8 protein-coding genes are annotated in these 13706 nt (G+C 73.8%); 4 read left to right on the top strand and 4 right to left on the bottom strand.

Translation table 11 applies throughout. The annotated features are described in order from the left end of the window. Positions 1-44 precede the first annotated feature (44 nt). A complete protein-coding gene (locus ACWGH1_RS25215) occupies positions 45-1622 on the bottom strand; it encodes a sporulation protein (protein WP_453353198.1) in 1578 nt (525 codons plus the stop codon). A 655-nt stretch (positions 1623-2277) separates the two neighbouring features. Here ACWGH1_RS25215 and ACWGH1_RS25210 point away from each other — a divergent pair. Then, on the top strand, positions 2278-4533 hold the full coding sequence (locus ACWGH1_RS25210) for an asparagine synthase-related protein (protein ID WP_453353197.1): 2256 nt from the start codon (positions 2278-2280) through the stop codon (positions 4531-4533). Positions 4534-4675: 142 nt separating this feature from the next. Here the strand turns inward: ACWGH1_RS25210 and ACWGH1_RS25205 are convergent, their stop codons facing one another. Together ACWGH1_RS25205 and ACWGH1_RS25200 are read right to left on the bottom strand one after the other, a co-directional pair. Further along, complete coding sequence (locus tag ACWGH1_RS25205) at positions 4676-6595, bottom strand: sigma-70 family RNA polymerase sigma factor (RefSeq protein ID WP_453409017.1); 1920 nt, start codon at positions 6593-6595, stop codon at positions 4676-4678. A gap of 274 nt (positions 6596-6869) precedes the next feature. Beyond that, a complete protein-coding gene (locus ACWGH1_RS25200) occupies positions 6870-7640 on the bottom strand; it encodes a TetR/AcrR family transcriptional regulator (protein WP_453354520.1) in 771 nt (256 codons plus the stop codon). Between the two features lie 341 nt (positions 7641-7981). Between ACWGH1_RS25200 and ACWGH1_RS25195 the strand changes: the two genes are divergently transcribed. Both ACWGH1_RS25195 and ACWGH1_RS25190 read left to right on the top strand, forming a co-directional pair. After that, positions 7982-9421, top strand: a complete 1440-nt coding sequence (locus ACWGH1_RS25195; RefSeq protein ID WP_453354519.1) for an NAD(P)/FAD-dependent oxidoreductase — start codon at positions 7982-7984, stop codon at positions 9419-9421. 156 nt (positions 9422-9577) lie between these two features. Beyond that, complete coding sequence (locus ACWGH1_RS25190; RefSeq protein ID WP_453354523.1) at positions 9578-11308, top strand: ATP-binding SpoIIE family protein phosphatase; 1731 nt, start codon at positions 9578-9580, stop codon at positions 11306-11308. A gap of 70 nt (positions 11309-11378) precedes the next feature. Here ACWGH1_RS25190 and ACWGH1_RS25185 read toward each other — a convergent pair whose 3' ends face one another. Next, on the bottom strand, positions 11379-12668 hold the full coding sequence (locus tag ACWGH1_RS25185) for an MFS transporter (RefSeq protein ID WP_453354522.1): 1290 nt from the start codon (positions 12666-12668) through the stop codon (positions 11379-11381). A 123-nt stretch (positions 12669-12791) separates the two neighbouring features. On the opposite strand from ACWGH1_RS25185, the gene ACWGH1_RS25180 reads away from it, so the two are divergent. Then, complete coding sequence (locus ACWGH1_RS25180) at positions 12792-13325, top strand: MarR family winged helix-turn-helix transcriptional regulator (RefSeq protein WP_136210625.1); 534 nt, start codon at positions 12792-12794, stop codon at positions 13323-13325. Positions 13326-13706: the final 381 nt, after the last annotated feature.

Raw genomic sequence — 13706 nt, 5'->3', positions numbered from 1 at the left:
CACCTCCCACCCCTGCATACTGCACCCCGCCACCGACAACGCGGCTAAGCGGGTGTCACCAGCAGCGGTCGGGCCCGTTCGCGCAGTTCCGCGACGCGCGGTTCGTCCCCGTACGGCTCCAGCCGGTGCAGCAGGTCCCGTACGTACTCGTTCGTCCGGGCCGAGGAGATGCGGCCCGCGACCTCCACCGCCCGGGTGCCCGCCGCGCACGCCGCGTCGAGGTTGCCCGACTCCAGCTCGGCGACCGCGCTCACCACCAGGCGCAGCCCGTGCGAGCGGACGTACTCCTCCGTCGGGCGGGACAGTGCCTGCTCGGTGAACCTGCGTACCTGCCGGGGCAGTTTCAGGTCCCGGTAGCATTCCGCCGCATCCGCCGCGAAACGGTCGTACGAGTAGAAACCCAGCCAGGTCGGATCCGGATCGCCGTCCCGCGCCCGCTCCAGCCAGCCCTCCGCCGCCCGCAGCGCCGCCCCGGCGGCCACCGGATCGCCCGCCTTGGCGTGCGCCCGCGCCTCCACCAGCCGGAAGAAGCTCATGGTGCGGGCGGTGGCCAGACCCCGGTTGCGTTCCACGGCCGCCTGCGCGAGATCGACGCCCTCGTCGGGGAAGTCCCGGTACGTCGCCTGGAGGGACATCGAAGCGAGCACGTACCCGCCGAGCGGTACGTCGGCGGCCGCGCGGGCGAGCCGCAGCGCCTGGATGTAGTAGCGCTGTGCGGCCTCCTGCTGACCGGTGTCGAAGGCCATCCACCCGGCCAGCCGGGTCAGCTCGGCGGTCGCACCGAACAGCGCCCGGCCCACCTCGTCCGTGTAAGAGCCCAGCAGCAGCGGCGCCGCGTCCACGCGCAGGCACTCCGGGACCATCGAGGAACGCCAGTCGCCGCCGCCGTACTTGGAATCCCAGCGGCGGGCGTCCTCAGCGGCCTCGCGCAGCTTCGTCACGTCGCTGTGCCCGACGCGCTGCGGGGAGGCGTCCGGGATCCCGGCGGTCCCCCCTCCCGCGCTCGGACCGGCGGCTCCCGGGCCCTGTGCCGCGGCGCCCGGTTCCCGGGGGGAGTGCGCGGTGCGCGGGCTCGGCCGGGCCAGCCCGGGCGGCCCGGCCGCCACGGCGGGCTCGGCCGTCTCCCGCTCCGGCCCCGCGCCGCCCGGCTCGCGGGCCACCGAACTGTCGGCGGGCGATATCAGCCAGCGCGAAGCGGGCGTCGCGTACGCGGACACGGCGAACGAACCGGCGAGCGACTGCCAGATCCCACCGCCCCCGCGCCGTCCCACCAGGTCCAGCCGGTACAGATCGGTGGCCGACCGCACGGCCGCCCCCACGTCGCGCGGGAAGGACAGGCCGACCTCCGGCGCCGGATCCGCGTCCGCCAGGCCGATCTCGTGCAGCGGCACCGGACGCCCCAGCTTCGCGCCGATGGCCGCGGCGATCAGATGCGGCGCCGCGCCCTGCGGCACCATCCCCTTCGACACCCACCGGGCCACCGAGGTCTTGTCGTACCGGAGCGTCAGGCCGCGCTGCGCGCCGAGGTCGTTCACCCGCCGGGCCAGCCCGGCGTTGCTGATGCCCGCCAGGGCGAGCACGGCGCCGAGCTTCTCATTGGGCTCGCGGAGCTCCCTGGACATGCGCCACCCCTCGTCACACGCGGAACGCAGACGCCGCCGGGGCATAGGCGCCCGGCATTTCGTAAACCCAGCGTAGTTCCCCGCCTCCCAAGCGTTAAGGCCCCGCCTTCCGTATGGCGAGATTGTTGTCCGCACGCACAGTCGGGAGGGGGCCCGGACCCGGGGCGCGCGGGTCGGCGCGTGCTCCGCCCGTGGTGCCGTGCGCCCGGCCGTGCGCTCTGGCCGCCTGCCGGGGCCGGCGATTCGATGTGCGGTGCGTGGGTCGGCCCGCCGCGCGGATCCCGTGGGAGCCGGGTGGGCCGGGGGATGCCGCTGCCTCAATCCCCGCGGGTGGCGGAACGGTCCGGGGGGTGGATCCCGCCCCTCGGGCCGCGCCCCGCCGACGGTCCGTAGGGGCCGTCGCGGGCCGTCACGGCCGCTCAGTACGGCCGAAGAATGGCTGAAACCGACCTATGGGACGGTGGGAACGGAACGCCAAATACCGTGTGCTGGGGGCGTGTTCGTTTGCATGTGCGCCCCCCGAACCCGTCTCGCACGCCACGTCTCGTGGCAGCATGGACCCCGAGCCACCCGGGGCCCCGGACGGTCGCGCCCGCACGCCGACCGCACTGCCCGTGCCCCGGTCATTTGCCCACAGGCTGGGGAGGCGGCGGCGGTGCGCTGGTTGGTCGGGTGGAGCAGTATCGCCGCGAGCTTCGGCACGGCCGGAAGGGTCTCCGGCCAGGGCGTTTCCGGCTCCCCGTACGAATACGGGACCACGGGCGGATCCCCGTACGGATCGGCGGCCCACGCGGCCACGGCGTACGGCTCCACCGCCGGGACCCCCTACTCGGACACCCCCCGCGGCGGCCTCGCCGACGCCGCCTACCCCGACGACCCGGCCGCCCAGGACGCCGAGCGCAGCGTCCACCCCGTCGGGGCCCAGCTCCTGTGGGGGGACCCCGACCCGCTCTGGGCCGTCGGCGACTGGCGCCCCGACGAGATCCGCACCATCACGGCCGACCCCGACCCCTTCACCCGGCTCGCCGTCCTCGGCTGCTGCGGCGCCACCGACGCCGAACTGCGCCGCGCGCTGTACGCGGCCCGGGGCGGGGCGCTGCGCCACCTCACCCAGTGGTCCGGCAGTTACACCGCCGTCGTGCAGGCCGGCCGCCGGATCACCGTCCTCGGCGACCTGGCCGGCGCCCGGCCCGTCTTCTACACGCCCTGGGCGGGCGGCACCGCGTACGCCACCGCCGCCCTCCCGCTCGCCGACCTCATCGAGGCGCAGCTCGACATCGGCCATCTCGCCGCCCTCCTGGCCTGCCCCGACAGCCCGGAGGCACTGGGCGACGGCACACCGTACGTCGGCGTCCGGCGCATCCCGCCCGGCCACACCCTCATCCTCCGCGAGGGCTCCCGGGAGATCACCGGGTACGAACCGGTCGCCTCCCTCGCCGTCGCCGCCCCCGAAGCCGACCCCGAGCGTGCGATGGAGGGCGTACGCGAAGCTTTGGTCGACGCGGTGCGCGCCCGGCTCACGGCTCCCCGGCATGCTCCCGACGCGCTGGTTCCCGACCCCGGACCGGTGCCCGGCATGGGACCCGCCGACCGGCGCGCGGCCCGTGGCGCCCCCGCCCCGGTGCCCGGGGTGGGCGCCGACCTGTCCGGCGGCAGCGCCTCAGCGACGCTGGCCCTGCTCGCGGCCGGGCTGCCCGGCGTACCCGGGAGCCTGCCCGGAACCGGCTCGCGGCTCCTCGCCGTCACCTTCAACGACCTCGCCACGCCCCGGGGGCGCGAGGCCGAGCTGGAACGGGCCCACGCCATCGCGACCGACCCCCGGCTGCACCACGTCGTCGTGGCCGCCGCCGAGGAAGCCCTCCCGTACGCGGAACTCGACGGGCCGCTGACCGACGAACCCGGCCCCTCGCTCGTGTTCGCCGCGCGCGAGCGCCGCCGCCTGGCGGCCGGATCCGCCGACCACTTCACCGGGCACGGCGCCCGCCAGGTCCTCGACGCACACCCGGCCCGGCTGGCCGACCTGCTGATGGACCGCCGCCGACGCCACCTGCTGCGCCCGGTGGCGGCACTGGCGCGGACGGCGTCCGCTGACTCCCACTCCCTGCTGGTCCCGCTGACCGTCTACGCGGCCGCCCGGCGGCTCGCCCGTACCTCGTACCGCGCGGGCATGGAAGCCGCCGCGGCCCGGCTCCGCGAAGGGGCGGTCGCGGCGACCGCCGCCGGGCCGGTGGACGCCTCGCTGGCGTCCCTGACCTGGTCCCGGCCGGGTCCGGCAGCGGGCTGGCTGACCGGCGAAGCCCTGGCGGAAGTATCGATCCGGCTGGCCACCGCCGCGGGCCGGCCACCGCTGTCCTTGCGCCCCGGCGAGGCCCGGGCCCGCGCCGCCCTGACCCGGCACGCCGCCGACCACCGGGTCTTCGAGCAGGCCGTGGAGGTCCGCAGCCAGCGCCTGCACGCCCCGTTCCTGGACAACCAGGTCGTACGGGCCGCGCGCGCCCTGCCCGAGTCCCTGCGGGTACAGCCCGGGGCCCGGGCGGCGATCCTGCGCAGCGTGCTGTCGGCCTCCGGGGTACGGGAACTCCCGCCGGGCTGGGGGGTGAGCTCCCCCGAGCCCAACGAGACGGCGACCCGCCTGGGGCTGCGCGCCGCCCTGACCCCGCTGCTGTCCCTGTTCACCGCGCCGCTGCTGGCGGACGCCGGCCTGATCGAGGCCCGGGTGGTCCGCCAGGCCCTGCTCGACGCGGCGGAGGGCCGGCCGGTCCCGCTGGACGGGCTGGCGGAACTCGTCTCGATGGAACTGTGGCTCCGCCGCCTGCTGTCCCGCCGCGGCACCTGCTGGACGGGTACCTCCACCCCCCGCCGCCGCGCGGTCCCCACGGGCCTCCCCCACCGCCGCCCGGCCCTGTCCTGACCGCCCGCCCTGGGCGGGCGGCGTTTCACGCGCTCCCGGGCGGGAACCCCGCCGCACTCGGACGCCGAACTCGGACCGGCCCGCTTCGCCGAGGCGCAGGCGGCGGGCGCCGCGCCGACCCCGGGGCGAGCGGCGGGACTGCTCAACCGCAGCCGACCACCGCGTCGGCCCAGCTCGCCAGCGCCGGCAACCGCCCCTGCCCGGCCCGCTCCACCACCAGCCGCAGCGTCGTGGTCCCGGCCAGGGGCACCTCGACACCGACCGGGGCGTCGTCGTACCCCAGGGGATGCGACTGCCACAGCCGACGGCCGTCCCCGTACACGGAGAACCGCACCTCGCCGTCGGCGATCAGGGTCGTCCGGTCCACCCCGACCCGCGCCGAGAAGGCGCTGCACTGCCGGTTGAGGCTGATCTCCACCGACGAACGGGAGTTCACGGTGATCCCCTGCCCGAACTGCTGTCCGCCCACCACCAGGCCCCAGCGCTGCCACACCCAGCTGCTGCGCCAGGTCTCCAGTTCGGGACCGGCGTGCTCCCCGTACACGGAGTGCTCCAGCCGGGCCAGCTGATACCCCTGCGGCGGCTTCGGCGCGGGCTTCGGGGGCCGGGACGCGGCCGGCGGCTTCGACGGCGACGGCGCCGGCGACGGGGAAGCCGGCCGCTTGGCAGCCGGGGTCCGGGACGGCGCCGCCGCCCTCCGCCGTGGCGGTACCGGTACCTCCGCCACCCGCGTCTCCGCCTCCGGCGGGCCCACCTCCGGCGCGGGCGGCGCGGCAGACCCCGGCACGGGCCGGACCGGCGCCACCACCCCCGGCACCGGCTGCGCGCCCGCCTGCTGCTCGGCATCGTCGCCCGTGAGGGCGAACACCACCCCTGCGGCCGCCGCGACCGCGAGCCCGGCGGCGATGGCGGCCTTGGCGGGCATCCCCAGCCCCTCGGAGACCACCGCACCGCCCGCCCCGGCCCCCGACCCCGCACCTCCGGCCGCCCCGGCCCCGCCGGCGGCTCCGGCACCCGTCGTCGATCCGCCGGCCGCCGCGGCGGCAACCCCGGCCCCTCCGGCGGCGAACGCGCCGCCGGCCACCACGCCCGCCGCCTTCGCGGCGTACCCGGCGGCGAACCACCCGATGACCGCGACCGGCAGCAGCGCGGGAATCCCCGCGTTGACGTCCTTGAGTTCCCGCGCGGCCAGCCGGCACTTGGCGCACTCCTCCAGGTGCTTGCGCAGCCCCCGCTCCGCCCGCAGCCGCAGCCCGCCCCGCGCGTACGCGCCCAGCCGGTCCGCGTACCGGGCGCAGTCGCCGCCCTCGCTCAGCGCCGAGCTCACATGCGCCTGGAGGTAGGCCTGCTTGAGCCCCTCACGGGCCCTGCTGGCCAGTACCGCCGTCGCGTTGGCGCTCAGCCCGAACAGCGGGGCGATCGCGCTCGGCGTGGACTCCTCCACGGTGGTGTGCCAGAGCACGGCCTGCCACCGCTCGGGCAGGCTGCGGAACGCCTGCATCGCCAGCGACTGTTCGGCCTCGTGCATCGCCCGTACGTCGGCGCCCAGTTCCAGGGTGTCGTCCCCCGACAGCCCGCCGAGCCCGCCACCGCCCTCCGTACCGGTGGCCGCCTGCTCTGCGAACACGGCGAAGTCCTCGACGAGATGCTCCCGTCTGGCTGTCTTCGCCCAGGCTGCGGCGACCCGCCGCACGGTTGTCAGCAGGTAGGCCCGCACCGAATGGTCCGGCCCGGCCCCGCCCCGTACCGCCTGCAGGGTCCGCGCGAACACCTCGGCCGTCAGGTCGTCGGCGGTGTGCGCGTCCCGGCAGCAGGTGCGCGCGTAGCGCCGTACGGCATCGGCGTGCCGGCGGAACAACTCTTCGTAGGCGCCGTCGTTCCCACCGCGCATCCGGGCGACCAAGTCGGCGTCCGAGGGCGGAAGATCCCCGCCGGGCCCGCCCGCGGCGGCGTGCCGGCCGGCGGGATCACGCTGCGCCGGTACCTGCCGCGCGGGCAAACCACCCGCCCCGGTCTTGTCACCGGCGTCACCGAGTGACCCGCCGCGCCCGTCAACGCCCATCGCGCAAGCCCCCGCACGCCACACTGAACCGGTACACCGATCCAGCGTGGCACACGGCATGCGCACGCCGGGCCGCTCTGCGCAGCATCCACTCATCCGGGGACAATCCGGGAATCGCCGTGCCGACCCCACCCGTTCGAGTGGCCGACGTCCGAGTGACGGGCCTCCCGTCCGCCCGCGCACGCCCGGCTCACACCGCCCGCACCGCGAGCCCCGACCGAAGGTCAGGCCCAGAGGTCAGGCCCGGACGACAGGCCCGGACGCCTCGCCGTCGTCACGCCGTCCGCGAGCGCAGCCCCTCCAGCAGGATGTCGAGCAGCCGCGAGGAAGCGGCGGCCTGGTGTGCCGGGTCCGGCAGCGCCGGAGCGGCGGTGGCTATCACCAGCAGCACATCGGCCACCGTGACATCGGCGCGCAGCTCGCCCGCCTCCCGGGCGCGGTCCACGAGCCGGCCCACGACCTCCAGCAGCGCACCCGCCCCGGCGTCCTCGGACGGCTCCTCATGGGCGGCCCGCGAACCCACCACGCGCAGGTCCGGAGCACCGGTGACGACGGCCTGCCGCTGCTGCGGAACGCGCACCGCCTCCGCCTCCGCCTCCTCGACCCCGTCCTCCTCGGCCGGGCCGACCCGCAGCACCTGCGGCGGCAGCAGCCGGCCCGCTCCCGAGGCCACCGAAGTGCGCAGGAAGCGGGAGAGGGCCTGCCACGGCTCCTCCTCCTGACCCAGCGCGGCCTTCGCCTGGTCGGTCAGCCGGGCGGTCTCCTCCTCGGCTATCCGCCGGACCAGCACGTCCTTGCTCGGGAAACGCCGGTACACGGTGCCGACACCGACTCGCGCCCGCCGCGCCACGTCTTCCATCGGCGCCCCGTAGCCCAGCTCGCCGAACACCTCGCGCGCCGCGCGCAGGACGTGTTCGAGGTTGCGCTGGGCGTCGACCCGCAGGGGCGTGGAGCGCCCCACGCCGTGAGTCGTCGCGCCGGTCATCACGCGGCCGCCGTCAGCCGACAGAGCGGTCGCAGAACCATGGAAATCGGACATGTTCATATGTATCCCCCGGTAATCATTTGTCTCCCCCCGGAGACACTCCCCGCCTTCGTGTCGAGGTGGGCCACGGTCAGTGGGCCCCGGTCCTGCTCCTCGACGAGATACGAACATAGTTGAGCCAGAGTCAATTCAGAAGAGGCAGCCCCGCACGGAGCACCCCCCGATCGGAGCATTCACCCCCACTTTTCCGCCGGAAGCCTCCGGAATCACCCCCTCCGTACCCCCTGACCTGCGGCGCTCTGCCCGGATCCGGACCCCCTGACAGCCCTGCCCCACCCCTCCCGCCAGTCACACAATTTGCCGAGCCTGTGGACAAACTCCCAGCCACGTTGCGTCATGGGATGGTGAAGGCTGCTAACTCCCCGGGCACGGCACCCGGCACCCCGCCCCGCGCGCGCATCCTCGTCGTCGGCGGCGGCTACGTCGGCATGTACACGGCCCTCCGGCTCCAGCGGAAGCTGAGACCGGGCGAGGCCGAGGTCACGGTGGTCACCCCGGACCCCTACATGACGTACCAGCCCTTCCTCCCCGAGGCGGCCGCCGGCGCCATCTCCCCGCGCCACGTCGTCGTCCCGCTGCGCCGCGTCCTCGACAAGTGCCGCATCGTCATCGGCGAGGCCGACCACATCGACCACGCCAAGCGCACCGCGACCGTCACCACCCTCGCCACCAGCGACGAGGGGACCGGCCCCATGCAGATCGAGTACGACGAACTCGTCCTCGCGCCCGGCTCCATCTCCCGCACGCTCCCCATCCCGGGCCTCGCCGACTACGGCATCGGCTTCAAGAGCGTCGAAGAGGCCATCGGCCTGCGCAACCACGTCATCGAACAGATGGACATCGCCTCCTCCACCCGCGATCCCGCGATCCGCGACGCCGCCCTCACCTTCCTCTTCGTCGGCGGCGGCTACGCCGGCGTCGAGGCCCTCGGCGAACTCGAGGACATGGCCCGGTACGCGGCCCGGTACTACCACAACATCAAGCCCGAGGACATGAAGTGGGTGCTGGTCGAGGCCAGCGACCGGATCCTTCCCGAAGTCGGCCCGGAGATGGGCGTCTACACCATCCGTGAGCTGCGCAGACGCAATATCGACGTCCGCCTCGACACCCGCCTCGAATCCTGCGAGGACCGGGTCGCCGTCCTCAGCGACGGCTCCCGCTTCCCCACCCGCACCGTCGTGTGGACCGCCGGCGTCAAACCGCACCCGATCCTCGCCGCCACCGACCTCCCCAAGAACGAACGCGGCCGCCTCGCCTGCACCGCCTTCCTCACCGTCGAAGGCGTCGAACACGCCTGGGCCGCCGGCGATGCCGCCGCCGTCCCCGACATCACCGCCGACGAGCGCGGCCGCGAATGCGCCCCCAACGCCCAGCACGCCGTCCGCCAGGCCAAAGCCCTCGCCGACAACCTCGTCGCCGCACTGCGCGGAGAGGTCCTCACCGAGTACGCACACAAGTACGCCGGCTCCGTCGCCTCCCTCGGCCTCCACAAGGGCGTCGCCTACATCTACGGCCGCAAGCTCAAGGGCTACCCCGCCTGGTTCATGCACCGCGCCTACCACCTCAGCCGCGTCCCCACCTTCAACCGCAAGATGCGCGTCCTCGCCGAATGGACCCTCTCCGGGCTCTTCAAACGCGAGATCGTCTCCCTCGGCTCCCTGGAACACCCCCGCGCGGAATTCGAACTCGCCGCAGGTGGCACCCCCAAAGCCACGCCCGCGCCCCCGTCCGCGCCCCCGGCCGGCCCCGCCGCCGACCCCCCGAAGGACAACGGGGACTGACGCTGTCAGTGCGCTCGGCCACACTGGACGTGTGACCATAGGTGGGCTCACACCTGCACAGAGTGACACCGTCCAGCGCTCGACCCTGGGGGCAGCTCCCGGCCGTTGCTGGGGCAGAAACAGCGACCACTCGCGACACCACGAGGCTTGAACGCAGTGAACTTCACGCGCTGGAGCGCCCGGTTCCCCGGAACGCAGCGCCGCGCCGCCGCCCGGACCGAAAACGCCGCCGCCCAGGCCAAACGGGGCGAGGGCTCGGTCCCGGCGGCCCGCGGCGCGGCCACCCACTCCCCGGCGCCCCCGGACGGTGTCCCCGCCGACCCCACCGTCCGCGGCACCGGGTCGGGCCCCCTCACCGCCGTGCCGTCCCTCGACGAACTATCCGCTCGGGAAGTCCTCGGTCTGCTGCCCGCCCTCGTGGCCCTCGTCCACGGCCCCGAGCACCGGGTCGCCTACGTCAACGACGCGTACACCGCCGGGTTCGGCGCCCGCACCACCGGCGCCCCCGCGCACGTCGCCCTCCCCGAACTCGGCGAGCTCGGCCTGCTCCCGCTCCTCGACCAGGTCCAGCGCAGCGGCAAGCCCCGTACCGCCAAGAACCGCTCCGCACCGGGCGGCGGCAGTTCGTACACCGTCACCTGCACTCCCGTCGTCTTCCCCAAAGCCGGAGCCGGAGACGACACGGACGCCGACCACACCGGCGTCCTGGTCCACCTCGCCGACGTCACCGACCACGCCGAGGCCGCCGAACGCCTGCGCGCCAGCGAGCGGCGCCAGCGCGAGGCCGCCGTCACCCTCCAGCGCTCCCTCCTCCCGCAGGAGCTGGAACAGCCCGACGACCTGCGCATCGCCGCCACCTACCAGCCCGGCGGCACCGAAGCCGCCGTCGGCGGCGACTGGTACGACGTCATCACCCTCGGCGCCGGCCGCACCGCCCTGGTCATCGGAGACGTCATGGGCCGCGGCGTCCGCGCCGCCGCCGTCATGGGTCAGCTGCGTACCGCCGTCCGCGCCTACGCCCGCCTCGACCTGCCGCCCCACGAGGTGCTCCAGCTCCTCGACGGCCTCGCCGCGGAAATCGACGCCAGCCAGATCGCCACTTGCGTCTACGCCGTCCACGACCCCAACGAGGGCCTGCTCGCCTACGCTTCGGCCGGCCACCTCCCGATCCTGGTCCGCGACGAGAACGGCACCGTACGCCGCGCCGCCGACCCCACCGGACCGCCGCTCGGCACCGGCGGCTGGCTCCACACCTCCGGCACCATCGCCCTCGGCCCCGGCTCCACCGCCGTCCTCTACACCGACGGCCTGGTCGAACGCCGGGGCGAGGACATCGACGAAGGCGTAGCCGCCCTTGAACGCGCCCTCTCCGGCGCCCAGGGCACCCCGGCCGTCATCTGCGACCGTCTGATGCGCGCCCTCGGCGTCGACGCCGACCACGACGACGACGTCGCCGTCATGGTGCTCCAGCAGCCCGCCCGCACCGGCGCCGACGCCGAGCTCTTCCACAACGCAGCCCTCGAACTCCTCGGCGGAGTCGAAGCCGCCCCGCGCGCCCGCGCCTTCGCCCAGGGCGTCCTGGCCTCCTGGCGCTTCCCGGTGGAGCTGTGCGACCTCGGGGTACTGGCCGCGAGCGAACTCGTGGCCAACTCCCTCCAGCACGGAACGCCGCCCATGCGCCTGCGGCTGCGCCGCACCGACCGCCGCCTGATCGTCGAGGTCACCGACGGCGACGACCACCTCCCGCGCCGCCGCCGCGCCGAACCGGCCGACGAGACCGGCCGCGGCATCTCCATCGTCGCGACCATCGCCTCCAGCTGGGGCACGCGCCGCACCCCGGGCGGTGGCAAGGCCGTCTGGTGCGAGTTCGCCCTGCCGGACAAATAGCCGGCACACATCCCGGACACGCGAAAGGCCCGGCCCCCACGGACCGGGCCTTTCCCCACGCGCACCCGGACTACGCGGCCACGCGCTCCGACACCTGCACGGCGACCGGCTCGGCGACCGGCCCGGCCGGAGCCGCGACCTTGGCCAGCGACGGGTTGTCCTGCACCGCAGTCAGCTGCTTGCCGATCCGCAGCGCCAGCCACGAGATCCCGAGCGAGACCGCGATGAAGACCCCGACGTACAGCATCGGCACGCCCGCACCCAGCGGCACCCCGAGCGGCCCGAGCGCCAGCGCCATCTGCTTGACCAGGGCGAACGCCGAGTTGTACTGACCCACCGAGCCTTCCGGCGCCAGATCCGCCACCAGCGGCGCCAGCGTCGGCGACAGCATGGCCTCGCCGATGCCGAAGAGCGCGTACGTGGTGATGAACGCACCGGCGGCCATCAGCGCACTGCCGTGCCCCAGCCCCGAGAACCCGGCGATGACCCACGCCCCGGTCCAGATCACCCCGACCAGCGCGATGACCCGGGACCGCCGGCGCTTCTCGACCAGCCTGAGCACGACGAACTGCGCGACGACGATCGCGCCCGTGTTGGCGGCGAGCGCGAAGCCGAGGGTCGACGGGGAGATGCCGGCGGCCTCGGTCCCGAAGGCGGCGAGCCCGGACTCGAACTGCCCGTAGCAGGCGAAGAAGATCACGAAGCCTAGCACCAGCAGCTTCACCATGGCCCGGTGCCGGAGCATCCGCTTCCAGCCGCCACCGGCCCGCGGGTCCTTCGGTACGGCGTCCTTGATGCTCGGCGCGTGCGGCATCCGCACGGTGGCGACGACGCCGGCCAGCACCAGGAACATCACGGCCTCGATGCCGAAGAGCAGCGTGAAGCTGCCCGGACGGCTGACGTCCACGATCTGGCCGCCGATGAGACCGCCGATGCCCAGACCCAGGTTCTGCATGAAGAACTGGAGGGCGAAGGCGCGCGTCCGGGTGGACGGCGTCGAGCACCACACGATCATCGTGGCCAGCGCGGGCTGCATCACGGCCTGCCCGGCGCCGAGCGCCAGGGCCGACAGCAGGATCGGTACGACGCCGGTGGACAGCCCCAGCGACAGCGCCCCGGCGGACGCGGCCACGGCGGCGCCCATCACGACCGGGACCGGCCCGCGCCGGTCGATGACGCGACCGGTGAAGGGCAGCGCGATCAGTGCACCCAGCGCGAACGCCACGAACGCGCTCGTGGCGGCCATGGAGCCCAGACCTCGCACCTGCGCCACATAGATGTAGAGGAACGGAACCGTGAAGCCGATGCCGAACGCGGTCAGCGCGTTGCCGGCCTGGATCCGCCGCATCGCAGCGCCCATCACCTTGGTCACTTCTCACCTGCCTCGATACTGAAGCCTCAAGACTTCATGCCTAAAGTTCGATGCTTAACTCTACACATCGAAGGAGTTAGATGCCAACGAGCTCGTGCGATACTTAGGGGCATGGGTGAAACCGACGGCACTACCCCCGTCCACGAGCCGAGCCTCGACGAGCAGATCGCCGTCTACCAGCGCGAGTTCCAGGACCTCGACCCCCAGGTCGAGAAGGTGGTCTCGGCTCTGAGCCGGCTGAACCGCCGCATGAACGTCGCGTACGGACGCCAGACCGCGGCCCTGGGCATCAGCAACGCGGAGTGGGAGGTCCTCAAGGCCCTCGTCATCTCCGGCGCCCCGTACCGGATGGGTCCGAGCGAGCTCGCGAAGCAGCTGGGCCTGACGCCGGCGGCGATGACCCACCGGATCGACCGCATGACGGCGGAGGGACTCGTCACCCGCGAACGGGACGAGTCGAACCGCGTCCGCGTCATCGTGGAGCTGACGGACGAGGGGCGCAGCAAGTGGCTCGACGCCATGCGCGCGGCGACGGTCTTCGAGGAGGACCTCCTCCAGGACCTGTCCACGGCGGAACGGGGCGTCCTGGGCGACATGCTCACGCGCCTGTTGGACCGCGTCGAGGACCTCCAGGCCCGGGGTTGACACGCACTCCGTGGATCCATAGGGTTCTTCGAGTTGTCCCAGGACCGGAAGGTCCTGACGACGACACATCCCGCCGCCTCGTTGCGGCACCCAACTCAGCACGATCACCCACTGGGAATAATTTCGGCATGCCCGAATGAATTCCCGAAGGCCGATTATGAATCGCCGGGGAAATCAACTAGAGTTCTGGGAGTCGGAAGGGCCCAACAGCCCGGAAGACAAACCCCGCTGACCGGGGGTCAGGCCCGAAAGGATCTGATAGAGTCGGAAACGCAAGAACGAAAAGAAGAACAAAGGAAGCGCCCGGAGGAAAGCCCGCGAGGGTGAGTACAAAGGAAGCGTCCGTTCCTTGAGAACTCAACAGCGTGCCAAAAATCAACG

The sequence above is a fragment of the Streptomyces sp. NPDC054883 genome, assembly GCF_053610645.1.
Note: the sequence above shows the minus strand (reverse complement) of the source record. Positions and strands in the feature narration are given on the sequence as shown.

Excerpts from the sequence above, each read along its gene's own strand:
- ACWGH1_RS25215 (WP_453353198.1), bottom strand. The coding sequence starts at position 1,622 with ATGTCCAGGGAGCTCCGCGAGCCCAATGAGAAGCTCGGCGCCGTGCTC.
- ACWGH1_RS25205 (WP_453409017.1), bottom strand. The coding sequence starts at position 6,595 with ATGGGCGTTGACGGGCGCGGCGGGTCACTCGGTGACGCCGGTGACAAG.
- ACWGH1_RS25200 (WP_453354520.1), bottom strand. The coding sequence starts at position 7,640 with ATGAACATGTCCGATTTCCATGGTTCTGCGACCGCTCTGTCGGCTGAC.
- ACWGH1_RS25195 (WP_453354519.1), top strand. The coding sequence starts at position 7,982 with ATGGTGAAGGCTGCTAACTCCCCGGGCACGGCACCCGGCACCCCGCCC.
- ACWGH1_RS25185 (WP_453354522.1), bottom strand. The coding sequence starts at position 12,668 with ATGGGCGCTGCGATGCGGCGGATCCAGGCCGGCAACGCGCTGACCGCG.
- ACWGH1_RS25180 (WP_136210625.1), top strand. The coding sequence starts at position 12,792 with ATGGGTGAAACCGACGGCACTACCCCCGTCCACGAGCCGAGCCTCGAC.